The organism is Streptomyces sp. NPDC058289 (assembly GCF_042880975.1).
Taxonomy (GTDB): Bacteria; Actinomycetota; Actinomycetes; order Streptomycetales; family Streptomycetaceae; genus Streptomyces; species Streptomyces stoeckheimensis.
Genome location: NZ_JBHVYI010000030.1, coordinates 1 through 22,821, shown reverse-complemented (window position 1 = coordinate 22,821; position 22,821 = coordinate 1). Strand labels below are relative to the sequence as shown.

General features: G+C 67.5%; 24 protein-coding genes, 1 tRNA gene and 1 pseudogene. 20 read left to right on the top strand and 6 right to left on the bottom strand.

Going from position 1 to position 22,821, the window contains the following annotated elements; translation table 11 throughout:
• The first annotated feature begins 45 nt into the window (after positions 1 to 45).
• Genes ACFVX6_RS17565 through ACFVX6_RS17545 form a run of 5 tightly spaced genes read left to right on the top strand, consistent with a single transcriptional unit; the run spans position 46 to position 4,641 of the window.
• Complete coding sequence (locus ACFVX6_RS17565; protein WP_389692349.1) at positions 46 to 678, top strand: hypothetical protein; 633 nt, start codon at positions 46 to 48, stop codon at positions 676 to 678.
• 17 nt (positions 679 to 695) lie between these two features.
• Positions 696 to 1,283, top strand: a complete 588-nt coding sequence (locus tag ACFVX6_RS17560; RefSeq protein ID WP_389692347.1) for a toxin-antitoxin system, toxin component — start codon at positions 696 to 698, stop codon at positions 1,281 to 1,283.
• A gap of 52 nt (positions 1,284 to 1,335) precedes the next feature.
• Complete coding sequence (locus ACFVX6_RS17555) at positions 1,336 to 2,529, top strand: DUF6545 domain-containing protein (RefSeq protein WP_389692345.1); 1,194 nt, start codon at positions 1,336 to 1,338, stop codon at positions 2,527 to 2,529.
• The gene (locus ACFVX6_RS17550; protein ID WP_389692343.1) at positions 2,522 to 3,979 is read left to right on the top strand and encodes an NAD(P)/FAD-dependent oxidoreductase; all 1,458 of its coding nucleotides are present in this window, start codon (positions 2,522 to 2,524) and stop codon (positions 3,977 to 3,979) included. Before ACFVX6_RS17555 ends, ACFVX6_RS17550 begins: the two co-directional genes overlap by 8 nt.
• Positions 3,980 to 4,023: 44 nt before the next feature.
• On the top strand, positions 4,024 to 4,641 hold the full coding sequence (locus ACFVX6_RS17545) for a hypothetical protein (RefSeq protein ID WP_389692341.1): 618 nt from the start codon (positions 4,024 to 4,026) through the stop codon (positions 4,639 to 4,641).
• A 61-nt stretch (positions 4,642 to 4,702) separates the two neighbouring features.
• Here the strand turns inward: ACFVX6_RS17545 and ACFVX6_RS17540 are convergent, their stop codons facing one another.
• The 3 genes from ACFVX6_RS17540 to ACFVX6_RS17530 all read right to left on the bottom strand — a co-directional run bounded on the left by ACFVX6_RS17540 (position 4,703) and on the right by ACFVX6_RS17530 (position 7,795).
• Positions 4,703 to 5,893 carry an MAB_1171c family putative transporter gene (locus tag ACFVX6_RS17540; protein WP_389692339.1) on the bottom strand — a complete coding sequence of 397 codons (1,191 nt, stop codon included), beginning with the start codon at positions 5,891 to 5,893 and terminating at the stop codon, positions 4,703 to 4,705.
• Positions 5,894 to 5,895: 2 nt separating this feature from the next.
• A complete protein-coding gene (locus tag ACFVX6_RS17535) occupies positions 5,896 to 6,570 on the bottom strand; it encodes a toxin-antitoxin system, toxin component (protein WP_389692337.1) in 675 nt (224 codons plus the stop codon).
• Positions 6,571 to 6,886: 316 nt separating this feature from the next.
• Entirely contained in the window at positions 6,887 to 7,795 is a 909-nt protein-coding gene (locus tag ACFVX6_RS17530; protein ID WP_389692335.1) for a helix-turn-helix domain-containing protein, read from the bottom strand.
• Between the two features lie 308 nt (positions 7,796 to 8,103).
• On the opposite strand from ACFVX6_RS17530, the gene ACFVX6_RS17525 reads away from it, so the two are divergent.
• The 8 genes from ACFVX6_RS17525 to ACFVX6_RS17490 all read left to right on the top strand — a co-directional run bounded on the left by ACFVX6_RS17525 (position 8,104) and on the right by ACFVX6_RS17490 (position 14,699).
• Positions 8,104 to 8,637: a hypothetical protein gene (locus ACFVX6_RS17525; RefSeq protein WP_389692333.1), complete on the top strand. Its 534-nt coding sequence runs from the start codon at positions 8,104 to 8,106 to the stop codon at positions 8,635 to 8,637.
• Positions 8,638 to 8,792: 155 nt separating this feature from the next.
• The gene (locus ACFVX6_RS17520) at positions 8,793 to 11,021 is read left to right on the top strand and encodes a glycoside hydrolase domain-containing protein (RefSeq protein ID WP_389692331.1); all 2,229 of its coding nucleotides are present in this window, start codon (positions 8,793 to 8,795) and stop codon (positions 11,019 to 11,021) included.
• Between the two features lie 6 nt (positions 11,022 to 11,027).
• On the top strand, positions 11,028 to 11,492 hold the full coding sequence (locus tag ACFVX6_RS17515; RefSeq protein WP_389692329.1) for a hypothetical protein: 465 nt from the start codon (positions 11,028 to 11,030) through the stop codon (positions 11,490 to 11,492).
• A gap of 2 nt (positions 11,493 to 11,494) precedes the next feature.
• Positions 11,495 to 12,271, top strand: a complete 777-nt coding sequence (locus tag ACFVX6_RS17510) for a hypothetical protein (RefSeq protein ID WP_389692327.1) — start codon at positions 11,495 to 11,497, stop codon at positions 12,269 to 12,271.
• Positions 12,272 to 12,329: 58 nt separating this feature from the next.
• Positions 12,330 to 13,298 (top strand): hypothetical protein, encoded by a 969-nt coding sequence (locus tag ACFVX6_RS17505; RefSeq protein WP_389692325.1) that lies wholly within the window; start codon positions 12,330 to 12,332, stop codon positions 13,296 to 13,298.
• Positions 13,295 to 13,801, top strand: coding sequence for a hypothetical protein (locus ACFVX6_RS17500; protein WP_389692323.1), 507 nt, complete (start codon positions 13,295 to 13,297; stop codon positions 13,799 to 13,801). The genes ACFVX6_RS17505 and ACFVX6_RS17500 overlap by 4 nt, the downstream gene beginning before the upstream one ends.
• A gap of 60 nt (positions 13,802 to 13,861) precedes the next feature.
• Positions 13,862 to 14,392 (top strand): hypothetical protein, encoded by a 531-nt coding sequence (locus ACFVX6_RS17495; RefSeq protein WP_389692321.1) that lies wholly within the window; start codon positions 13,862 to 13,864, stop codon positions 14,390 to 14,392.
• 234 nt (positions 14,393 to 14,626) lie between these two features.
• A tRNA-Arg gene (locus ACFVX6_RS17490) sits at positions 14,627 to 14,699 on the top strand.
• Between the two features lie 327 nt (positions 14,700 to 15,026).
• Here the strand turns inward: ACFVX6_RS17490 and ACFVX6_RS17485 are convergent.
• Complete coding sequence (locus ACFVX6_RS17485) at positions 15,027 to 15,206, bottom strand: hypothetical protein (RefSeq protein ID WP_389692319.1); 180 nt, start codon at positions 15,204 to 15,206, stop codon at positions 15,027 to 15,029.
• A 46-nt stretch (positions 15,207 to 15,252) separates the two neighbouring features.
• Positions 15,253 to 15,612 carry a hypothetical protein gene (locus ACFVX6_RS17480; RefSeq protein WP_328299298.1) on the bottom strand — a complete coding sequence of 120 codons (360 nt, stop codon included), beginning with the start codon at positions 15,610 to 15,612 and terminating at the stop codon, positions 15,253 to 15,255.
• A 579-nt stretch (positions 15,613 to 16,191) separates the two neighbouring features.
• On the opposite strand from ACFVX6_RS17480, the gene ACFVX6_RS17475 reads away from it, so the two are divergent.
• The 5 genes and pseudogenes from ACFVX6_RS17475 to ACFVX6_RS17455 form a co-directional block, all read left to right on the top strand.
• Positions 16,192 to 16,395 (top strand): cold-shock protein, encoded by a 204-nt coding sequence (locus ACFVX6_RS17475; RefSeq protein ID WP_008734853.1) that lies wholly within the window; start codon positions 16,192 to 16,194, stop codon positions 16,393 to 16,395.
• Between the two features lie 320 nt (positions 16,396 to 16,715).
• A complete protein-coding gene (locus ACFVX6_RS17470; RefSeq protein WP_389692317.1) occupies positions 16,716 to 18,236 on the top strand; it encodes a DEAD/DEAH box helicase in 1,521 nt (506 codons plus the stop codon).
• Between the two features lie 46 nt (positions 18,237 to 18,282).
• Positions 18,283 to 18,687, top strand: coding sequence for a CBS domain-containing protein (locus ACFVX6_RS17465; RefSeq protein ID WP_389692315.1), 405 nt, complete (start codon positions 18,283 to 18,285; stop codon positions 18,685 to 18,687).
• A gap of 49 nt (positions 18,688 to 18,736) precedes the next feature.
• Complete coding sequence (locus ACFVX6_RS17460; protein ID WP_389692313.1) at positions 18,737 to 19,051, top strand: SCO5918 family protein; 315 nt, start codon at positions 18,737 to 18,739, stop codon at positions 19,049 to 19,051.
• Between the two features lie 115 nt (positions 19,052 to 19,166).
• Positions 19,167 to 19,460: pseudogene (locus ACFVX6_RS17455) on the top strand (SpoIIE family protein phosphatase); the annotation flags it as partial.
• On the opposite strand, the gene ACFVX6_RS17450 reads toward ACFVX6_RS17455, so the two are convergent.
• On the bottom strand, positions 19,457 to 19,861 hold the full coding sequence (locus tag ACFVX6_RS17450; RefSeq protein WP_389692311.1) for an ATP-binding protein: 405 nt from the start codon (positions 19,859 to 19,861) through the stop codon (positions 19,457 to 19,459). The pseudogene ACFVX6_RS17455 and the gene ACFVX6_RS17450 sit on opposite strands and share 4 nt — an antisense overlap.
• Before the next feature lie 867 nt (positions 19,862 to 20,728).
• On the opposite strand from ACFVX6_RS17450, the gene ACFVX6_RS17445 reads away from it, so the two are divergent.
• Complete coding sequence (locus ACFVX6_RS17445; protein ID WP_389692309.1) at positions 20,729 to 21,067, top strand: helix-turn-helix domain-containing protein; 339 nt, start codon at positions 20,729 to 20,731, stop codon at positions 21,065 to 21,067.
• 248 nt (positions 21,068 to 21,315) lie between these two features.
• Positions 21,316 to 21,519, top strand: a complete 204-nt coding sequence (locus ACFVX6_RS17440; RefSeq protein WP_109779107.1) for a cold-shock protein — start codon at positions 21,316 to 21,318, stop codon at positions 21,517 to 21,519.
• Positions 21,520 to 22,821: the final 1,302 nt, after the last annotated feature.

The window sequence follows — 22,821 nt, the reverse complement described above, 5'->3', positions numbered from 1 at the left end:
TAGGGTGCCGTGTGCACGCCTTCCTGCACACATCGGAGTACGTCGGTGGGCCCTTCCCCCTCTCTGCACGCGACGCTCGAGCGCCTCGAGGCGATCGCCCAGGAGCGGAAGTTGACATGGTCCGAGCTGCTCGACTGCAAGGACCTGGCGGCGAAGACGGCGCTGCCCGAAGACACCGTGAGCACCCTGCTCCGAGGCGGCGAACCGCCGGCCGACACGGTCAACGAACGGGTCCGTGAACGCGTCAAGGCCCTGGCTGACGCGTACCTGGTGCGCACCGGCAAGCGCATGTCGGACCTCGCCGGGAGCATTTCCCGGGAGTTGGGGGTCTCCGCCTTCTGGGCACGGCAGGTGTGCTCCGGCGAGAAGGTGCCCAGCGTTGAGTTCCTGCACGGTCTGGTGAGGTTCTTCGGCGTCGGAGGAGGCGAGGCGTTCTTCACCGCCCCTGCTTCCGAGGCTCTCAACCGCGCCCTGCTCCCCGTCCTGTCCGCGCTCCAGCCGACCTCGGAGGGGCTGGACGACGCAACCGATCCGCTGGCTGCCGTGCGGTTGGAGTACGACGACGTCCGGGGCATCGCGCTCAGGCGGGCGCGGGATCTGTCACCGGATCGCTGGAGCGTACTCAACGCGACCTTGAAGGCCCTGCTCGAACTCGACGAGAGCGAAGACACGCAATGAGCACGGGACCGAGGAGGATGCGGCGGCTCAGTGCCCAGCTCGTCAGGAACCTGGAGCCGCCTGCCGGTGAGGGGGACGTCATCCCCGCGATCGGACGGGCCCTGAGCCTCGTGCGAGGGAGACCCGTCCGGCTGCGCAGTGCAGCTTTCCCGCCCGCGACAGCCAGTGGGCTGTGGGTGGACCGTGCCGGCCACGACCTGATCGTCTACGAGGAGAACACCGATCGCGAGCACCAGCTCGTGATCATCGGACACGAGGTGTGGCACATGCTCCAAGGCCATTGCGGCGGCAGCACCCACCACGGTCCTACGACCTCGCGTGCTGGAATGAGCGTGCCGGCCGCCGTTCTTGCCGAACTCGTGGCCGTGATGTCCGACGTCGCCAACACCGAGCTCTCGCTCACCGAGTTCAGGGATGCCCCCCTCCACTTCGCGATGCGCGCCGATACCCGGCAGATCGACGAGGAAGTCGATGCGGAGCGCTTCGGCTTCCGGTTCGCCACCGACGTACAGGCAGCCCTCGAAGAGGCCCGCTTATCGGCTGACCCACAGGATCTCGCCGGGCGCATCCAAGCCTCGATGGCACATCGCTTCCGCCGGAGCTGAAACGTAGTGCGGTGGTCTTCTGCCGCACCCATGCCGAGAAGAGGACAGCAAGGTGACGTCCATATCCGGCAACCTCGTCTACTACGTCAGCGGAGTCACTCTTCTGCTGGTCGGAGCCTCGAAGTTGCCCGCATTGGCCCGGCGGCGACGCGACATGCTGCTGCGCGCCGCCTGCCTGCTGCTCTTCGCCGGCGGATGCAGCATGCTCCTTGCCGCCCCGTGGTCCATCGTCGAGCTCAACCGGCGTACAGGGATACCCAATGTGGCCGCCCCGGTGTTCTTCGCGGCCATGACCGCGTTCTCCGGAGCGAGTCTCCTGCTGATCATCAACTGGCGGCCGGCGCCCCCGGAGCAGACCGTGCGCGCCTCACGCGTGTGCGTGGCCGTCTACAGCCTGGCCATCGTCGCCATCTTCCTCTTGTACTGGGCCGGGAGCGCTCCGGCGGAGCAGATCGCCCTGTTCGATGTCTACTACGCCAACACGCCGTACATCCGGGAGATGATCCTCACCTTCTTGGTGACACAAGGCGTGGCGATGGTGGCCGTGAGCGCGCTGTGCTGGCGGTGGTCCGGGGAGGTGCACGGGTCGCTGCGGGCAGGCTTACGCATCCTGGCTCCCGCGTACCTGATCGTCGCGGGCAACGCCGGCATCAGACTGGTGGCCGTGGCCGCCCGGTGGACCGGCCGGAACCTGGACTTTCTCGTTGACGAGATCTCCCCCCAGCTGGTCGCTCCCTCCACTCTCCTCGCCGCCATCGGGTTCACCCTCCCGCTGGCCGGTCCGCGTGTGACGGCGGCCGCCCGGGCCGTACGGCAGTTGTGGCAGCTCAACCCACTGTGGCGGGCCCTTCAGGACGTACCCACTCCGAACGCGTACCGCGCCTCGCTGCCTTGGTGGCGGACTCCGCCGGCCGTGCTCCTGACGGCTCGGAAAACAGCCCTGTACGACGCCATCCTCGCGCTGGCTCCCTACTGCGACCCCGCTGTTCGGGAGACGGCCTACCACGCGGCACTCCGCAAGGGTGACGACGAATCCTCCGCCACGGTCGCGGCCGACGCCGCCGTGATCCTCATCGCTCGCGAGCGGCAGCGTGCCGTTCCGAAACAGCCGCAGGACGCCACCTACGGATCGGCGGCGTGGCAGGCGCGGGACCTGATTCCGCTGTCGCTCGCACTGACCTCGCCCGTCGTGCGGGACATCCACGAGCACCATGTGCCCCCGCAGAAAGCAGCCCTCCATGCGTGAACCCTCCAGCTGGAGACCTCGACGGGTCGTCGTCATCGGGGGCAGCATCGCCGGCATGCTCGCGGCGGCCGCCGTGAAGGACCACGTCGATTCCGTAGAGATCATCGAGGCCCACGAGCTGCCCGCAGGACCCGAGCCGCGCACCGGCGTCCCCCAGGCCGTGCACATCCACTGGCTGCAGACCGGCGGCGCGGAGGCCGTGGAGGCTCTCCTGCCGGGAACCCTCGACCTGCTGCTGGAAGCAGGCGCCCACCGCATCCCGGTGACCACCGACATGGTCATCCACTCTGCCGAAGGCTGGTACCGCCGCTGGCAGCGCGCCACCCACTACGTGATCACCGCGAGCCGGGACCTGACCGACTTCGTCGTCCGCCAACAGGTCCTGAAGGACACCCGGGTCAGTGTGCGTACGCAGACCAAGGCCGTCGGTCTGCTCGGCCATCGCGGCACGGTCACCGGTGTGCGCGTCCAAACCGCCGACGGCACCGAAGCGGAGCTGCGCGCCGACCTGGTCATCGACGCCTGCGGCCGGGCCACCCGCATGCCGCAGTGGCTCGAAGGACTCGGAATCACCGGCCTCACCGAAGAACACATCGACTCCGGCCTCGCCTACGCCAGCCGCATCTACCGAGCCCCCGTCCCGACCGCGGGCTGGCCCGTCGTCGGCGTACAAGCCGACCCCCACCTGCCCGAGCCGGGCAAGGCCGGAGGCATCCTGCCGATCGAAGGCGACCGCTGGCACGTCAGCTTGATGGGTGCGCCCGGCGGACACCCCACCCGCGAGGCGGAAGCCTTCGAGCCGTTCGCCCGTACCTTGCGCCATCCGGTCCTGGCCGACCTCCTCGAGTACGCCGAGCCGCTCACCGGCGTGAGCGTCACCCGCAGCACGGAGAACAGGCGCTACCGCTACGAACGGCTCCGCCGCTGGCCCGAGGGCCTGGTGGCACTGGGAGACTCCGTCGCAGCCTTCAACCCGGTATACGCACAGGGCATGTCGGTAGCCGCGCTAGGGGCACTCGCCCTCCGCGACCTGCTCTCGGCCGGCCCGCGCCCCGGCCTGGCCCGCCGCGCCCAGCGCGCCATCGCCCGCCCCGTCAACGCCGCGTGGACCCTTGCCGTCGGGCAGGACATCCACTTCCCCACCACCCGGGGGAAGCGCCCGAACCTCGCCGATCGATTCCTCCAGCGCTATGTCAGCCGCCTGTCGCGCACCGCAACCGGTTCCTTCCGCGCCGCCACAGCCCTGACCGACGTACTGGCCCTCCAGGCCCCGGCCGCCTCGCTGATCAAGCCCGGTGTCCTGCTGACAGCACTCGTCGGCCCCCTGCGGCGGCCGGCCGAGGGCCCCGCGTTCACACCTGCCGAACGCAAGCTGCTGGACGGTCTGCCTCACGGTCGACGTCCGACAGTGCCCGTACCCATGCCCGAGCTCGACCACGAACCAACCTAGGTGGATCAATGTTCATATCCCTCACGGTGAGGCGGAAGGGCCTGGTGACAGCCACCGTGCTGCTCGCCGGCATCCTGACGGGCGGCTGCGCCGAGTTACCGCAGAATGCGGCCGCCGCGAAGCCCGCCGGCCCGACGTCCGCCGACCAGCCCTCGTCACCGGCCTCGCCGAAGCCGTCGGCACGGGACTGCCCGTCTCCCACACCCCCGCTTTCCCCGACGTGGACTCCCTCCACCGACGCACAGCGCGAGGCTGCGGAGGAAATCGACCGCGAGCGTCAGGAACAGGCCAGGCAGCTCGACCCGTCCGGGACCAACACCCCGTCCGGTCCGGCGGCGTCGGAGCCCGACCACGGTGGGTCCCTTGCGGTGAAGGGGGACGTAACGGCGTACGAGCCCAAGCGGGGCAAGGACGGATCGTCCCTCGCCATCCCGATCGAGATCACCAACTGCGGCTCCGCGCGCGCCTTCTACAAGGTCGGCATCACGGTCACCGGCCCCGGCGGCTACCGGGCCGTTGCGGACATGGAGACCGAGACCACCGGTGTCTACCCCGGAACGACCTGGCCGACCGAGCTGACCGTCAGCGACCCGAAGCACTCGGCACCCGAGCATCCCGAGGTCGAGATCACCGTCGACCGCAAAGAAGGCCCGGTGTCCTGAGTCGGAAGTTCGCCGGGCAGTAGACGGCGTTCGCCCGTTCGGGAGTGGCGGCCGACCACGGTCATCGACCATGGTCGGCCACGGCCGTGGTCCGTCGTGTCGCCTCCACGTGCGGGGAGAGCAGCATGGCCGCGGACAGGTCGACGAGGTCCTCGGAGTCCTCGGTGGAGGTGACGGTCCATCGTTGCTCCGGTGAGACGGCGGGCTGGGCGCGAGCCTTCTGGATGACCGCGCGGGCCAGGACGGAGGCGTCGGCTTCACTGCGGGCCCGACGGCTCACCGCGTGCTCGGCCAGGGCGTGTGCGTAGGCCTTCGTGCCGGTGGTGTGGTCGAACCACGGGGTCAGTCGCAGTACCGCGTCGAAGATGTCCGTTTCCCGCTGCATGAGGCGGCGCTCCACCGGTTTCCACCACGGCATCGGTGGTGGGCTGGTGGGGGGTATCTCGGAGCGGATTTCCGACCAGAGGGGCTGGAGGCGGCGGAAGCGGTGAAGGGCCCGCCAGCGGGAAACGGCTCCCTGGGCGACGGCGGGCATCAGGAAACCCATCGTCGTCATGGCGGCGCCCAGCCCTGCGAGGGGAGGCGCGATGTCGGTACTGAGCGCGTCCCATCGATCGGTACCGGCCCAACGGGCCCCGACGGCGACGAGTTTGAGCAGGGCGAACGCCAAGCCGAATCCGAACGCGACCACCAGGACGAGCAGGCCCCTCTGGGTCCACTCGGCCTGGAGGTCCCGAAGCTCGCGGGCCCAACGCCGGCACCTGATCGCCACGAGTGCGGTCGTGGCGAAGTGCGCGGTCAGATAGAGCACGATCATCTCCCGCACGAACGGGGTGTTCGCGTAGAAGGTGTCGAAGTCGCGGCGCCGTTCGATGGGCACGCTGCCGAGGTGGAACAGGACGCAGAACGCGACGATCAGTGCGGCGGTCGCCGCGATCCACATCCTGGTGTGCCTCCGGAGGACCTCTTCGGGACCCCCGCGCCAGTGGATGAGGAGCACGTTCGAGCCGCACGACAGACAGGACAGCACGCAGTAGACGATGAGCGCCGAGACGTTCGGGACACCGGTGAACCGGTTGACCCGGTCGATCGTCGGCGGGGCGCCGAACAGGAAGGCCGCTGCCGACGCCGCAAGTAGCACGAAGATCGATTTGCACATGGGTGAGTGCCAACTGCGCCAGAAATAGGGAGCTTTCGCGACCAGGGCGACGGCCAGGACGCCTACCGGAATGTAGTAGTCCGATCCGGTCATGCTCAGTAGCCTCTGCCTCTGCCTATGCTCGACTGGATCCGGGCCGCCAGACCGGTCGTCGGCACGGCGCCGCAGCCCTTCAGGCAGTCCCGCAAGCGGGCTCCCATCTGCAGTCCGAACTCCTCCGCGTCGCTTTCCTCCTGGGTGTCGACGTGGCTCCGCGCGGCCAGAGCGACGAGGTCGTCGCCCGCCAGTTCCCCACCGAGTGATCTGGCGGCCGCCGAGGCGCCGGCGCTGTGGGCTCCGTGGGACAGGCACTCGCCCATCAGGACGTGCCACATCTCGTGAGCGAAGATCACGAATTGGTGCAGGGTGGTCGTCTGGCTCTCGACGATGATGGCGATCCGGTCGTCGAACCTCGCGGTGAGGCCGCTGGCCGTGGCCGGGGGAAACGTGCGGAAGTACAGCAGGACCGGAAGGAACGGCAGCTCGGTGCGGTCCTCGTTGAAGCGCCGCTCCACGTCCGCCCTCAACACCTCGAACAGGCTGTCCGGGTCCGCGGGAATCGGCCTGTCGAGACCGGCGAGAACCGACTCGCAGAACCTCGCGATCTTCCGCGCATTGGACCGTCGCGCCAGGTGGGCTCTTGGTGCGGAGAGCAGGCCCCGACAGGACGCCAGCCCGCCGATCGTCCCGAGCACCTTCCGGCCGAGGTCGGCCGTCTGCCCGTCGTTCATCCGTGTGCCCCCACTGTGAGTTCCCCTCAGATGGGCGGTGAAGCCGCGTCCCCCCGCAGCTTCCAGCTCTTGAAGGTCAGATCAGTCGCTGTGTTCGAACCGACTCTAGGGTCCGCAGTCTTCCCGTGCGATCCCGTCCGCGCACGCAGCACATGGTGAGGCCGGTTCCGTTTCAGCTGCTGGGCATGGTGCGGTTCGGGCACATGCCGGATCACTGCGGGTCATCCCTCTGCCGGCAGTGATCCGGGCGGTTCGGGAACCTCGCCGTGGCGCTCCGAACGCCGGTCCCGACCGCCGGGTGAGTGGGCCCGTGCAATCAACTCCGAGCTCGGGGCGAGGAGTCGTCGCCGGGCCGGGGCCCGCCTCCGAACATGTCGGCGACCCAGCGCATGAGTTCGGCGTTCTGCGCATCGCCCTCGGCTCCGCGGGCCGCCATGGCGGTCAGGCCGATGCGTGCCGTACGCAGACTGGTCACGACGGCCGCGACCTCCACGTCCCCGGTTTCGAAGAACATGGCGGGCACGTCGAGGGCGGCCGCCAGGGCCTCCAGGACCTCGGGGCCGGCCTGCGTCGAACGGCCGAGGCGCAGGCTCGTCACGAGGGGCCCGCTCAGGACCGCCCGGCCCGTCCGGGCGTTGCCGCGTTCGGCTAGTTCGGCGTCGGTGGGACGCTCCCGCTCGGCGGTCCCCTCGAAGAGGGCGGCGATCTTCTTCGCGATGCTCTGCGGCCCTACGGGCTGCCGGGCCTGGGGCTGCCGGGCCTCGGGATGCCGGGCCTGCGGATGCCGGGGCGCAGCCGCGGCGTCCTCGCCGAAGGAGCGCTTCTCCGCGGCGAGGAGCTCTTCGACGCTGACGCCGTACGCCTCGGCGAGGGGGGCGACGTAGTGCGGGGCCAGTTTGCGCCGTCCGCCTTCAGCCGCCCGTACGGGGGACGAGGAGCCGGTCTGCGTGGCGGCCGCGGTGTCCTTCTGGGTCATGCCGGCGTCGCATCGCAGATCCGCGAGGGTCGGCAGGCCCGGCCGCGGGAACAGGTCGTCCACGCGCTCGCCCACCAACGCTGCGAGCCGGGGCAGTTTCTCCGGAGGCGGGGTGGCGTCGCCGCTCTCGTAGCGCGAGACGACGGAGGGGTCCTTGACTCCGAGCGCGGCGGCCACCTGCGCCTGGGTCATGCCCTTCGCGACGCGTGCGCTGCGGAACCCGGCGGCGTCAAAGCGGCGTTCGGGCATCGGGACTCCACGGTGCGGCGCAGGGGACGGTTGCTTCAACTGCTTGATCGGATCGCCGAATGCATATAACTTGCATCTGGCGGTCCACGGTGGTTGATCCCACGTGGCCCCACGCTACCAAGCACGCCGACCCGACCCGGGGGCGGAGCGGCAATCAACGATCATTGTGTGACTTGAAATGATCGTTGACTCATGGTGTTGGAATGAGCCAGGATCATCCAGTCAGAGGGTGAATACCGGACCTCCGCACCAGGCGATTTGCCCGAGACCGCATCCAGTCGATCAGTCAGATCCAAGTGGGGGAATTCATGCTCGGTGTCACCAAGCGGGGCGCTGCACGCGCCAGTTTGACCGCACTGTCCTTAGCGGCCCTCAGCCTGACCGCTCCGCACGCCTCTGCCTCGGACGGCAACACGGCAGCGAAGGTCGCGATCTCGTCCGAGGCGGACGCCGGCACGCGTGCCATCGCGGCGGCCGAGCCTCGGGCACTGGCCGCAACCGGCACCCTCTGCGGATCCGGCTATGCGCTGTATTCCGCCGAACGCCTTCCGGACGAGCGGCGGTGGGGAACTCTCTTCATCTACAACCAGACGGACGGAGAGGGTGTTTGTGCCGTCTTCGACAACAACCTCAGTACCACCAAGTACATGAAGTTGAAGGTGTGCGACTACAAGGTCTCACCCACGTGCGTCACGGATGAGGGCAACTTCACCCAGTACGCCGGACCGGTCCGCATGCAGGTTTCCACCTACTGCGCAACGGCCATTGCGATCATGAAGAACACGAAGACCTCCACCACAGCGCTCATCGATCGCAAGGTCGATGCCCGCCCGTGCAATTGACGGCCGTGCCCGGCCGCCGGCCGCCGGTGTAGACGAAAAGGCACCCACACGGTCGCGACGACCCGCCCTTCAAAGTCGCCGATATCGCCCTTGCTCTCACTGCCTCTGAGAATAAGGTCGCCACCGATCCATCACATCTCGGGGGAAGCCGCTTCATGGCCGACGAAATGGTGCGCAGGGCCCAGAAATTCATCAACAAGGTTTACGCACCTCGCAAGGACATACCGACCGTTGCGGAGGATGGCCTGACTTCATGGGCGTTGATGTACGCCCTCACGCGCTGCCTCCAGTACGAGTTGGGCATTACAGCACTGTCGGACACTTTTGGACCCACCACGCTCTCGGCGCTCACCACCAAATATGCGAGCTTGAACGCAAAGACCGTGCCTTCCGCCGACTTCTGCCGCCTCATCCAGTCAGCCCTCTACTGCAAGGGCTACGACGGCGGGGAGATCGACGGAATCTACAACTCCCGCGTATCAGCCGCAATGACGAAGCTCAAGACGGACATGGGCGTGTCCCGGGTCTACCCCGGGGACGGCCTGACTCCGAAGGTCTTCAAGGCCCTGCTCACCATGGATCCCTACGTCGTGGTGAACGGTGGCAGCAACCGGGTCCGCAGTGTCCAGCAATGGTTGAACGGCCGCTACGTCGGGCGCCGGGACTTCTTCATCGTCCCTTGCGACGGCCACCACTCCCGGACCGTCGCCCAGTCCATGCTCCTGGCCGTCCAGTACGAGATCGGAATGGCCGACGGAACGGCCAACGGCGCGTTCGGGCCCGGCACCCGCGCAGGGCTCAAGCAGCACACGCTCACCACGGCATCTTCGGGCACCTGGGTTCAGCTCTTCACCGCGGCCATGGTCCTCAATCAGCGCGACGTCAGCTTCAGCTCCACCTTTAGCGCTGCACTGAAGACCGAGGTATCGGCATTTCAGACTTTCTGCGCGCTACCTGCCACCGGCAAGGGGGACTTCTCGACGTGGGCGTCGCTTCTGGTCTCGTACGGGGACCAGGACCGTCGGGGAGCCGCCTGCGACGGAGTCACCAAGATCACCCAGGCGCGTGCGACCGCGCTGAAAGCCGCCGGCATCAAGTACATCGGCCGATACCTGACCAACCCCGACCCTGCCAGTCTCCCGGAGAAGGCCATACGGCCGGGCGAACTGGCCATGATTGCGGCCAACGGCCTACGGTGTTTCCCCATCTATCAGACCTACGGCAGGGCGGCGTCAGGCTTCACGTACGCCCGGGGGCGGGAAGCGGCTCTCGCCGCAGCGAACGCCGCCCGCAGCCACGGCTTCAAAGCCGGATCGCGCATCTACTTCGCCGTCGACTTCGACGCGTACGACTACGAGATCACGGCCAACGTCCTTCCCTACTTCCAGGGTGTTCGCGACGGCTTGGTCATGTTCGGCAGCCCCTACAAGGTCGGCGTCTACGGCCCCCGCAACGTCTGTATTCGCGTGGGCCAAGCCGGTTTGAGCACGGCCAGCTTCGTCTCGGACATGTCCAGCGGCTTTTCCGGTAATTACGGATACCCGCTGCCCCCGGACTGGGCCTACGATCAAATCGTGACGATCGACGTCGGTAGCGGCACGGGCAAAATCAACATCGACAACAACATCGCCTCGGGTCGGGACACCGGCCAGGGTTCGTTCAACCCCCCTGCCATCGGGAAATACGATGTGCCCTTCTCCATGACCTACTGGAGCGGGCTGCACAGCGACATCAGCAAGTACATGATATCCATCGGCTATCCGAACAGCAGCGTCAGCCGGATCTTCACGCATACCGAATGCCTGGAGACCATCATTGCGAACGACGCCCTGGTCACACAGCTGGCGAAGACATACAAAATGCGCAAGGCCCTGATCCAGACATCCGCCTACTGGGAGATGCGCCACTACGACCCCGTAGATTTCGCAGCCGACGCCGGCGTGACGTACTACCACACCGGCGTGGGAGGCAAGGACGTGGTTCCGAGGCGCGACTCCAGCACTGGAATTGGTCAGATCTTCGGCGCGGTGGGAATCAAGGCCTGGAACTACTGCATTGATGCTGGTTACATATCCGGAGATATCCTCAATCCCAAGGTGGACGCGGACATCTGGAAGATGTGGCACAAGCTCAACCAGGACAATCCCCACAGTCTCCGCACGGTCTCCTTGCTCCACCTGTGGAGCGCCGGCGGAAAGCCGGGTAGCGGCGACCCAGCCGAAAAGGTCATGCGGGTCCCCACGCTCGACTACTCGGACGAGGAAACCTTCGAGATCCTGCGCAGGTACCAGGGGTTCGGCGATGTGGCGGTGGCGCACGCACACAAGCGAATGCCTCTCTATCAGATCTTCGAGAGGTACAACATGATCGTGCGGGGAGCCTGACCTTCCATGGCCTACAACATCATCGGCCTGTTGGGGATCGTTCTGTTCTGCCTCGTCGGCCTGGGTGCCGGCGTGGTCCTCTTCGTCCGGTCGCTCGACGCTCGACACGCGGGTTCCCGGCCGACATGGCTGCTGTGGCGAGCTGTCGCGTCCCTCGGCATGGCCTTCGGCTTCGCCATGTACCTGTGGGGCCTTCTGCACGTGGCCCTCCTCGACGAGACCGCCCAGTTCGAGGCATGCATGAAGGCCGGGGGCACGGAAAACGTGGCACGCGTTGACGCGTTCGAAGGGGAGTACGTCCCACTCCGGCTCATGTGCCGCGTCGACGAGGGCGGAAGCTACGGGGCCGCCGTGCCCGGCTATGTGAATCCTGCCGTCGTCATGCTCGCCTTCGGCACCCTGGTCGCCGGCGGCGTTGCCCTCGCCGAGCACGCTGAGCTCGCCAAGAAAGCCAAGAGAAAGGGCAACTGAGTGTGAGTCACCCCTCCATATCGCGTCGTACGGTCCTGATGCGGGCCGGCGTCACCGTCGCAGCCGCTGCTGTGAGCTCCATCGCCGTAACGGCTCTGACACCCACTGCGGCCTACGCCCAGTCGACCCCGCCCGCGCCGGCAGTTGACGACATCCAGGCCACCGTCCTTCGGCTGAAGGCCGAACAGGCCCGCGTGTTCACCGGAAAGCCCAGCCCGAACGGTTGGGAGATGGAAAAGCTCGTCGACGCAGGCGGGTCGGTGTGGACCCGCCCCGTGCCCGGCACCCAGATCGATGGTGTCGGCGTCCGCCTCGGAGACGTCGAGACGGTGCTCTTCCACGTTGCCCGTCGCTTCAATTTCGAGATCGACGTCCTGCGCAAGGGTGACATCACCGGTTGGCAGGCACCTGGAGGCGTCCGCAAGGGGTTGCCCGAGGGCAATCTGGCGTCCGGTACGGCGATCCGTATCAGGACCGGCCACTATCCCCCCGGCGTAAAGGGCGGGTTCTTCGCGCACGAGGTGCTCGTGCTCCGGGACGTCCTCGCCGAACTCGAGGGTGTGGTCCGTTGGGGAGGGGACGACTCCAAGACCGACGAGGCACTGTTCTACCTCTGCGTCGCGCCGGACGACAAGCACCTGCCGCAGGTGGCGGCCAAGCTGCGCAGCTGGGCCGACCAGCCCGCACGGGGCGCCGGCACGCACATCGACGTTCTTGCCCCCGAGCGGGCTAGGGCCGCGAGGTCCCTGGAGCGGACCCAGCAGAACCACACGGTCTGAACGACCCAGCCGGGGATCTCGTAGCCGTCCCCGCAGCCGAATCAATTGGGGGGGACCCATGTCCATTGCACGAAGGTCCGACCAAGGCGCCTCCCGACGACTGGCGGGCGCAGCGAGTGTCGCCGCGCTTGCGGCCGTGCTCGCGGGATGCGGGGCGCCGACGACGGACTCCATGGCGGGCTCGGCAACCGCGGCCGATCCGGGCCGGATCGCAATCGGTGACCTTCCCGTTGCCCCCACGAGGGGCTTGGCGAAGGGGCTGACGCTGCCTCTGGACGGATATACGGTCACCGCCGCGGAGGGCTACGTCTGGCAGTCATCGGTGCAGCAGCAGTGGCGGTCCTGTATGGCGCGCTACGGCTTCAAGGACTTCGGCCCTCCGGCGGTTTCCGAGCGGTCGGTGGCCGATTCGGTGAATACCGCCGTGGGCCGCCGCTACGGCATCTCCGACATCGACCTGGCAAGGACGTACGGATACCACCTGCCGAACGACGCCCCGGAACCGCCTCGTTGGGAGCCGGCCGCCGGGGGCGAGTCGGCGGTGTTCACCGGAACCGGGGTCGAGGTCGAGGGTGGCACGTACAAGGGGAAGGAGATCCCGGACGGCGGGTGCCGGGGAGAGACCAAGCGCCTCTTCCCCCTGCCGCAGACGCCTGAAGCCAACGCCATCTCCGGCCGGATCTTCGAGGACTCGCGCGACGACGCGAAGGTGGTCGGTGCGGCCGGCAAGTGGGTGTCGTGCATGAAGACCAAGGGCTACGACCGCAAGCACCCCCTGGACGACTTGGACGAGCTGGGCATAGAGGTCTCCTCTCCCGCTGCCACCACGGGAGAGATCGCGCAGGCTGTGGCCGATGTCGAATGCAAGCAGCAAACCAACCTGGTAGCCGTATGGAACGCGCAGGAGCGGGAACTGCAGGAATCGGCAATCAACAGCAACACGGAAAAGCTCGCAGCCGAGGTGGCAGTCAAGAACCGGGAAACAGAGAAGGTCCGCCAGGCCTATCAGACAGCGGGTAACCGATGAGCATCAAGAAGGTCATAGGAGTCTGCGCTGCCGCCGCAATGGCGGCACTCATCCTGCCGGCGGGAACCGCGTCCGCCATGCCCACGTCCTACGTTTCGGACGAGTGCAGCTCCTCGGAAAACCGCTACTGCTTTTCCCTTCACTTCAACAGCAGGGGTGGGCAGACATGGTATTCGTCGAGCCCTTGCTTCGTTTCCAATAAAGACATACCGAACCACTTCGGGTATTCGTCGACCGGCGTCTCCATCGTCCGCTACGTCTTCAGGCCCGGGAATGTGAATTTCCAGACCTGCAATATGACCAACGAAGGAAACGGGCAGGCGGTAAAGAACAATGCGGCATCGGGCGTGAACGGAGAATGCTCCGCTCGATATCGCGTGTATTTCAACTCCGGTTACAGCGGCGCCAGTCAGGAGTTCCTCCCGACCTGTGGCGACTACTGGCCGGCGGAGAACCTGGTAGCAGGGCTGCACAACGAGAACGCCTCCCACGACAGGTACTGAGCGGCCTTCGGCCGCCCCATTCTCACGCGTGACCTCGATTCGACCATAGGGAACTGAATCATGAACAGCAATCGCTTCCGCGCTTCCGCTCTCGCCGTAGCCATGGCCTCGCTCTCCGGGGTGATGATTTTCTCGCAGCCTGCCAGTGCAGCGCAGACCTGCACGACGAACAATCGCACTCAGTCCATGTTCGGAGCGGTCACCGAGGTGCTCATGGAAGTTCCGGTGTGCATCGAGGCACTTCCGGACAACAAGGTCCGAGGGAAGGTCGTCCTCGAGTGGGAGAGCTTCAACGACGGCCAGGCCGATATGACCAGCAAGCGTTTCAATTCGTTCAAGGTGACTTCTCGCCTGGAGCGTCGGGACCCCGGGGGCGACGTCGTGGTCGCCACAAAGACCTGCGACTTCACGGCCAATGTGAACAGCGTCTACGACAACCTCCCCTCGGCGAATATCGTCTGCCTGACCCCGTCGGCCACGCTCGCCCCGGGCACGCAGTGGTCCGGTGACTCGACTCTCGTCTACGACATCGCAGGTGACGACAAGGGCGCCATCACCTGGCACCTCAACGGTTCGCCGTTGATGAGCTAGCCCTTTCCCGCTCTTCGGCGGTGCGCCGGGCCGACCACGCAGCCGATCTCCGTTCGCCCGGATCGGCTCTGCCGAAGCCTCGCCCGACCCACTGCCACCGGCTGCCTGCCCTCGCCCCTTCGACCAACCCACCGCAGGGGCAGGCAGCCGGCAACCAACCCCAGGTGCGGACCTCACCCCACCCGCTACACTGTCCGCGGCGGCCCGGCCCTCTTCGGCTGCGCCACCATCCCCGCCTTCGTAGCTCAGGGGATAGAGCACCGCTCTCCTAAAGCGGGTGTCGCAGGTTCGAATCCTGCCGAGGGCACAGCTTGTAAGCCGCTGACCTGGGATGTCTTCCCAGGGAGGCGCTCTATTCGGCCCCGGACTCCGCGTCCGGGGCCGTTTGCGTGAGCGGTGCGTGAGCGGACGTGCCAGCGGGCTCCGGGATTGCCGCCGACGGGTCGGCATGGTCCGGCGTGGGCTCCGCGTCAGCTTCTGGGATTCCGCACCGTGGCGCAGGTCGTGGAGGCGGACCGGCGGAAGCCTTGGCGCGAGCCTCGTCCTGCTGGGCCCGGTGGCGCCGCAGGACGTGGACGGTGTCGGAGTCGAGCGCGATGGTGCGGGCGCCGGCGTCGGTCTTCGCGTCGTCCTCCTACACCTCCCAGCCGTTGACGACGAGTTGCTTGGCGACCGTGATGGGTCCGGCGTCCAGGTGGGTGTCGGTCCATCGCCACGCCTTCGGCCGTCTGGCCGCCTCCAGGTCGGCGTGCGCGGCCGGGTTGAAGGTGATCAGCTGCTGCGCGATCGCGGCGTTCAGCGCGGCCCGCAGCACCGGTCGGGTCCTCAGTCCTGCGGTGGGTTCTCGCCGTAGTCGCGGGTCAGTGGTCGGAGTAGCTGAAGTCGCCGACCGTCCAGGCGCTGACGTCCTTGATCGAGATGCGGTACATCCCGCCCGTCTCCGGGATGCCCACGGTCCCCTGCAGGATCCGCGCCACATGGAAGTGCAGATGCGTGGGCGGCCCCTCCTTGGGTGGCGTGGCAGTGAAGATGGCGGAGAACTCGCCCAGGCGGGCGGAATCCGTCAGCACCTCCGACACCCGTTCTCTCCACACGGCTTCTGGGGCGAGCCGGCCGGTGATGACGGCACCACCGGTGACCACGGTCAGGGACATCTGGTTGCTCTGCCCGGACTCCACCAGGGCGGCGACGTTCACGAGCAGCTCGTCAGGCTTCGACATGGAAGTCGATTCTATTCCTCACCGCGCCCCGGCGGGCCAGGCCTGCGGTCTACGCGGAGTTGGCAAGGTCTGCTGGGGCGGCCGCTGTCGGGCCTCCGAACCGCCAGTGGCGCCAGGTTGGTCGAGCCCCTCCCGAGACGCGTTCGTTGCCCCGTACAGGACTTCGTCACCGCGAGGACCGCTCCAGCGGCCCTCGCGTCGGAACCTGTCCCCAACACGTCTCCAACCGGCCGACCTCGCTGCCGCCTCCTGCAGCCGGTGACGAACAACCAAAAAACGCTGCGGTCGGGGTGAATAAATATCTATCGCCGCGGCCTGAGAATTTAACGGATCCCTCGGGGAGAGTTTCTACCGCAACACGGCGGGCGGAAATATTCAACGCACACAGGTCGCCGCAGCGTGCTACTGTCGATCTCGGTTGCAGTTTTGGTACCCAAGAACTTCAAGCGCCTCCAGACCGGAATTCATTCCGCTGGAAGCGCTTTGTATTTCCCGGTCATTTCCGGGCGGGGCATCATCGCGGCGACACGGCGTCCGCACAGTGCAGTCGCCGATGTATTGCCCCAAAGGAGATATGACATGGCTGCTGGTACCGTCAAGTGGTTCAACGCGGAAAAGGGTTTTGGCTTCATCGAGCAGGACGGTGGCGGCGCTGACGTCTTCGCCCACTACTCGAACATTGCCGCCCAGGGCTTCCGCGAGCTGAACGAGGGCCAGAAGGTCACCTTCGACATCGCGCAGGGCCAGAAGGGCCCGACGGCCGAGAACATCGTTCCCGCCTAAGCGCTGACACGCATTCTACAGCTGGGGCCCGCATCCCTCGGGGTGCGGGCCCCAGCTGCACGCATTTCCCGCGGTGGGTTCACCCGCGGTATTGAGTATGGAGACACTCGGACGAGCGGCCCTCTCGGAGCTGCACCCGAGTCAATCATTTTGGTTGCCGCGCCTACATGGCGCCACCTTATTCCAGCGACTGAGCGCGTACAGACTTTCTGTCCGCCAGATCTGCTTTCGCATTCTATTCGGCCCGTTCTCGCAATTCCCTGCGCCGCTCCTACGCTGCGGGAATTCCTTGATACGTGCCGTATCAAGGAAGGTTCCGCATGAACCCCACGCGTACGAACGACCGCTCCTCCCGCACCCGCAGCCGCACCGGTGGCCCTGCTTTCGGCACTGGCGCCGGTTCGGGTCGGGTCAGCCGATTCGGCTCAGCGGCCCCCAGTCGCTCCAGCGGCCCCAAGCGCTCCGGTGGCGGGGGCTTCGGCCGTCGCCCCGCCGCACTGCAGGGGGAGTTCGCCCTGCCGAAGACGATCACCCCCGCGCTGCCTGCCGTCGAGGCCTTCGCCGAACTCGACATGCCGGCCCAGCTGTTGAGCACGCTCAGCCGTGAGGGCATGGCCACGCCGTTCCCGATCCAGGCCGCCACCCTGCCCAACACCCTCGCGGGCCGTGACGTCCTGGGCCGGGGCCGCACCGGCTCCGGAAAGACCCTGGCCTTCGGCCTCGCCTTGCTGGCCCGTACGGCCGGTCAGAGCGCCGAGTCGGGTCAGCCGCTCGCGCTGGTCCTCGTACCGACGCGTGAGCTCGCCCAGCAGGTCACCGCCGCGCTCACGCCTTACGCCCGGGCGGTCAAGCTGCGCCTGGCCACCGTGGTCGGCGGCATGCCCATCTATCGGCAGGCCCAGGCGCTGCGCGGCGGGGCGGAAGTGGTCGTCGCCACGCCCGGCCGCCTCAAGGACCTCATCGACCGTGGTGACTGCCGCCTGAACCAGGTCGCCATCACCGTCCTCGACGAGGCGGACCAGATGGCCGACATGGGGTTCATGCCGCAGGTCACCGCCCTGCTGGACCAGGTGCGTCCCGAGGGCCAGCGGATGCTGTTCTCCGCCACCCTGGACCGCAACGTCGACCTGCTGGTCCGGCGCTACCTGACCGACCCGGTCGTGCACTCCGTCGACCCCTCGCAGGGCGCGGTCACCACGATGGAGCACCACGTCCTGCACGTGCAGAACTTCGACAAGCAGGCCGCCACGACCGAGATCGCCGCCCGCGAAGGCCGCGTGATCATGTTCCTGGACACCAAGCACGCCGTGGACAGGCTCACCGAGCACCTGCTGAGCAACGGGGTGCGCGCCGCGGCCCTGCACGGCGGGAAGTCCCAGCCGCAGCGGACCCGGACCCTCACGCAGTTCAAGAGCGGGCACGTCAGCGTCCTCGTGGCCACGAACGTCGCGGCCCGCGGCATCCACGTCGACAACCTCGACCTCGTCGTCAACGTCGACCCGCCGACCGACCCCAAGGACTACCTGCACCGCGGCGGCCGTACCGCCCGCGCCGGCGAGTCCGGCAGCGTCGTCACGCTGGTCACCCCCAACCAGCGCCGCGAGATGGCACGCCTCATGCAGGCCGCGGGCATCACCCCGCAGACCACCCAGGTCCACTCCGGCGACGAGGCCCTGAACCGCATCACCGGCGCCCAGGCACCCTCCGGCATCCCGGTCACCATCACCGCACCGGTCTCCGAGCGGCCCAAGCGCAGCACGGCCTCCCGCGGCCGCCGCGGGCCCGTGTCAGCGGCCCGGCGCGCGAGCGCTCGGCAGTCCTCCTTCGACGCGGCGGCCTGACCACCACGTGATCAGGAAACTGACCCATCTCTGCAGGAGGCAGATTTTGACGCTGGTCCAGATGCAGCCCCGCTCCGCGCACGCCGACCTCGTCCGCAGGACGGTGGTCGACGCCATGGAGGCGGCCGGTCCGCAGGTCTGTGACGACATGACCGTCGAGGTGGCCCTGGCCGTCACGGCCAGTTCCCGCACGGACCATCTGCTCGTCTGCGACGAGGACGGCCTGTGCACCGGGCTGATCACGCGGGAGCGGCTCAGCGCCATCCACGACAGCGCCGTGTACACCGACCGGCTCCGTCTGCGCGATGTCCTCGGCGACCGCGGGCCGTTCACCTCGCCCATGACCACGATCACCGAGGCCGAGCACGCGATGCACTACCGCAGGCTCACCGCTCTGCCCGTCGTCGATGAACAAGGCAGCGCTCTGGGCGTCCTCGCCCTCGCCCGCTGAACCACCTCACCGTGGCCGGACCCTTCCCCTCTTCTCTCTGTGAGGCATCATGCGCTGTGTCATCGCCCGCTTCCCGTTCGACCTCACCAAGACGGGCGTCCTGGAGTCCATGAAGGGCATCAAGCCCGAGCAGGTCCTCGGTGAGTCCGTGATCATCGGCCGCCGTACCTACCCCGTCAAGCAGGTCGGCCAGGTCATCACCCGCCAGGACCGCCGCGACTTCAGCGTCGGCGAAGTCCTCCGCGCAATGACCCAGCTCGGCTTCACCTGCCGCGGAAGCCTCCCCCGAACCGCCGTGGCCACACGCGTACTCAGCCCCCTCCAGCGGGCCTCCGCGATGCTCGGCACCCCCGTGACCGCCTGACGGGTGGGCCCGGCGCACGCCGCCACCCGAACAGCGAAGAGGGCCCGACCGGTACGCGCCGATCGGGCCCTCCCGCGTACCCCCATGAAAGCGCAGAGGGGTAGCGGGACGTTGTGTAGGCGGCGGGTGGGGCAAGGCCCCCCAGGCCGCCGCGGTCACCTCGCTGACCCGCTACACCCTGCGCGCCGCCGCCCTGCACGTCGCCCCCGGCGACACCCTCCTGCTGTACACCGACGGGCTCACCGAAGCCCGCACCGGCGAAGGGCGCACCTCTCTGTACGGGGACGAGGCCCTGCACGCCTTCGCCACCGGCCAGGCCGGCAGGTCCCCGGGCGGAATCATCGAGGACCGCCCGGACTCCGCACGGAGAGGCCCTGGATCGGCTCCGCGACCGCAGGCTCGCGCCTAGCCGCCGGTCCGACGGGGCAGGAGGGCGCGTACGGTCTTCCCGCCTTCGGGCGTGGGCGTGACGATGGTGGCGTGGGCGAGGTCGTTGACCATGTGCCAGCCGAACCCGCCGGTGCCGTCCACGAGGTCGGGGGTACGCATGCGCGGCGGGTGGGGACTGGAGTCCTCGACGGCGACCTCGATGGTGTCGGGGTGCACGGCCAGCCGGAGCGTGTAGGAGCCGCCGCCGTGACGCAGGGCGTTGGTGACGAGTTCGGAGACGACCAGGATCACGGTGTCGGCGCAATCCCGATCGATGCCCCACGACCCGAGGGCTCCGAGGAATGTCCGGGCGGCCTGGCGCGCCTCGGCGACGGCGGACAGAGAAGCAAGGGCTGTGCACTCGGCGCTCATCGTAGTCATCGCGCGCTCCAGGTCTGTTGTCGGTGTCCGACCTTGCCTGCCCGGTCGTTGTTCCCTGATCCACGACTGCTCAACCTGACGGGACCCGATTACCTCAGCGACGCGCACTCAAAAATCTATCCTGGCTGGGGTAGACATTGGGCGATGGCGTGGTTATGGTTTCTCTCGTAACCCAGAGAGACAGCAGGGCCGGGCAGAGACGAACTGCCGGGCAGCAGTACACGCAGTACCCGAAGTTGCAGTGCGCAGGACGGTGCGGTGGTGGAGTTCCGAAGCCAGAGCAGTTGAAGGACGGCGACGGGACTGACGACCGGACCGGGTGGCCCGCAGTGATCAGGGGCCACCACGAGCAGTACCCAGCAGTGAAGTCAGTGAGCAGCACCTCGGTGAAGGCGTCGGCTGCGGGCGCGCGCACCGGGAAGTTCGGCAGTGGGGTTCCAAGCCAGAGCAGACGCACGACGGGCGACGGGGCTGGCTGCCGGAACGTGGCGCTAGGTCAGGTCACGAGCAGTACAAGCGGTTCGCAGTACCAGCAGTAGGAGAAAGACCAGCAGTACGCAGTCCCCCGCTTTGCAAGTAGTTGACGTCGAGGGATGAACGGAGGAGTTGAAGCGCCATCAGGATCGCCCGGACGTAAGTCTGAGTCCGGGTACCGCAGGACATCGATTGTGAGGTGGTCTCCGGTCAAGCAACCGCGATCCCCGCATTCCCGGCAGCATTTCGGCCGGGTCGGCGGAAACAGACGGCCGGCGCAGCAACAGGGCCGGCAGATGGTGTAGCAGTTCCTTCGGGGCCCTGGTGTCGTACGCGCCAGGGCCCCTCACCTCGTTCCGACCCCTTACTCCACCTGTTTCGCAGTGAGGTGCGATGACAGCAGACGACTCGTTCAGCCGTCTCGACGACGACGGCTACCCCGCCTACACGATGGGCCGGGCCGCAGAGATGCTCGGTACCACCCAGGCCTTCCTCCGCGCCATTGGAGAGGCCCACCTGATCACCCCGCTACGTTCCGAGGGCGGTCACCGCCGCTACTCCCGCGCCCAGCTGCGCATTGCCGCCCGCGCCCGGGAACTCGTCGACCGGGGCACTCCCATTGAGGCCGCCTGTCGGATCGTGATGCTCGAGATCCGACTTGAGGAAGCTCAGCGCGTCAACGCCGAGCACCACTCCCCCGCGCCCGAAGGGCGCCCGCGCAAGGCAGCCTGAGGTGGACGTGCCCGCCGGTCGCGGTGGGCACTCCCGCCCGCGCGTGTCGGAGGTATGACGCACCTTGCTCCCTATGGTGACGGGCCGTTGGGGGCGTGTAGCGTCTGACTCAGCTGTCGTGGTTCGGAAGTCCCCTTTGCCCACGCCTTGGTGTGGGCGTTTTGCTGTGCAGTGCCGCAGGAACCAGGACGATCACCTCCGCCTTCCGCATGGAGCGGAAGGCGTTCATCGACTGGAAGGCATGAGACATGGCTACGGGAACTGTGAAGTGGTTCAACGCTGAAAAGGGCTTCGGCTTCATCGCCCAGGACGGCGGCGGCCCGGACGTCTTCGCCCACTACTCCGCGATCAACTCCTCGGGCTTCCGCGAGCTCCAGGAGGGCCAGGTCGTCACGTTCGACATCACCCAGGGCCAGAAGGGCCCCCAGGCCGAGAACATCAACCCGGCCTAACCCTCCCCACCCCGCCCCGCGCGGCCGCCGCGATCGGCGCTCACGACTGTCCGTACAGCTCGCAGGCGCCCGAACAGCGGACGTCTGCGATGTCCGCGGGAACCGAGGAGTACCGGATCAGGGCCGCGCAGCGTTTGCCGCGCGGCCCTGATCCGCGTCTGGAGCGGGACCGGCCGGTCGGGCCCGTGGCCGGCAGGGCCAGGGCCAGGGCCAGGGCCATGACGGTGAGCCCGTGATTGCGTCAGGACGGTTCGGCCAGGACGTGATCGGCGCGGGCAAGCTCGGAGACGTGAGCGGCCGCCCCTTCCAGGGGCAGGAGAGGCCGCAAGGGGCAAGAGACCGGGGTGCGGTCGTGATCGACTTCCCAGGTGGGCAAGGGTGCCGAGTGAGCACAGGTGGTGGAAACGGCGTAGAGGGTGCCGGAACAGCCCCGGCACACCAGCGAGCCGTGGATCACGCGAGTACCTCCGTTCGAACCGACGCAGCTGCGCCGTCGGCAGGGTGGGCACCCCCTGCCAGGTGCAGCTGTCGCAGCGTGCTTTCCGTCTCACGCCAGAAGTGCTCGGCAGAGACCAGACGCTGCCACAGGGGGTCAGGACGGCAGGGGACGGTGGCGCCGCGGGCCGCCCACTCCTCGGCCAACCGCGCGTACAGGGGTGTGCTCTCGTCCGGGACCTCTCCACCGGCCTGCCCGCCGGCGTGCGCCGGACTACGGGAAGGCCACCTGCGCAGCTGTTCCGGAAGACGGGCAGCGGCTCTGCGCTTGCCACTGCCGGCCTGAGCACTGCGGTCGAGGTATACCCAATGATCATCCGTCACGTTCGTCAAAACGATTCTTCCACCCCGTTGGACACCGTTTCCGGTTGGCCGCAACGGCCCCTCCTCCGCTCCCCTGGAGCGGCCATGTTCGAGCCCGATTACCTCCTGACCAGCCAAGAGCAAATCTATCTCGGCTGGAGTAGACATTGGGCGGTGACGTGGCTATGGTTTCTCTCGTAGCCCAGCGAGACAGCAGGGCCTGGCAGAGACGAACTGCCGGCAGTAGTACACGCAGGACCCGTAGGTGCAGTACGCAGGACGGTGCGGTGGTGGAGTTCCGAAGCCAGGGCTGGTGCAGGACGGCGACGGGACTGACGACCGGACCGGGTGGCCCGCAGTGATCAGGGGCCACCACGAGCAGTACCCAGCAGTGAAGTCATGGAGCAGCACCTCGGTGAAGGCGTCGGCTGCGGGCGCGCGCACCGGGAAGTTCGGCAGTGGGGTTCCAAGCCAGAGCAGACGCACGATGGGCGACGGGGCTGG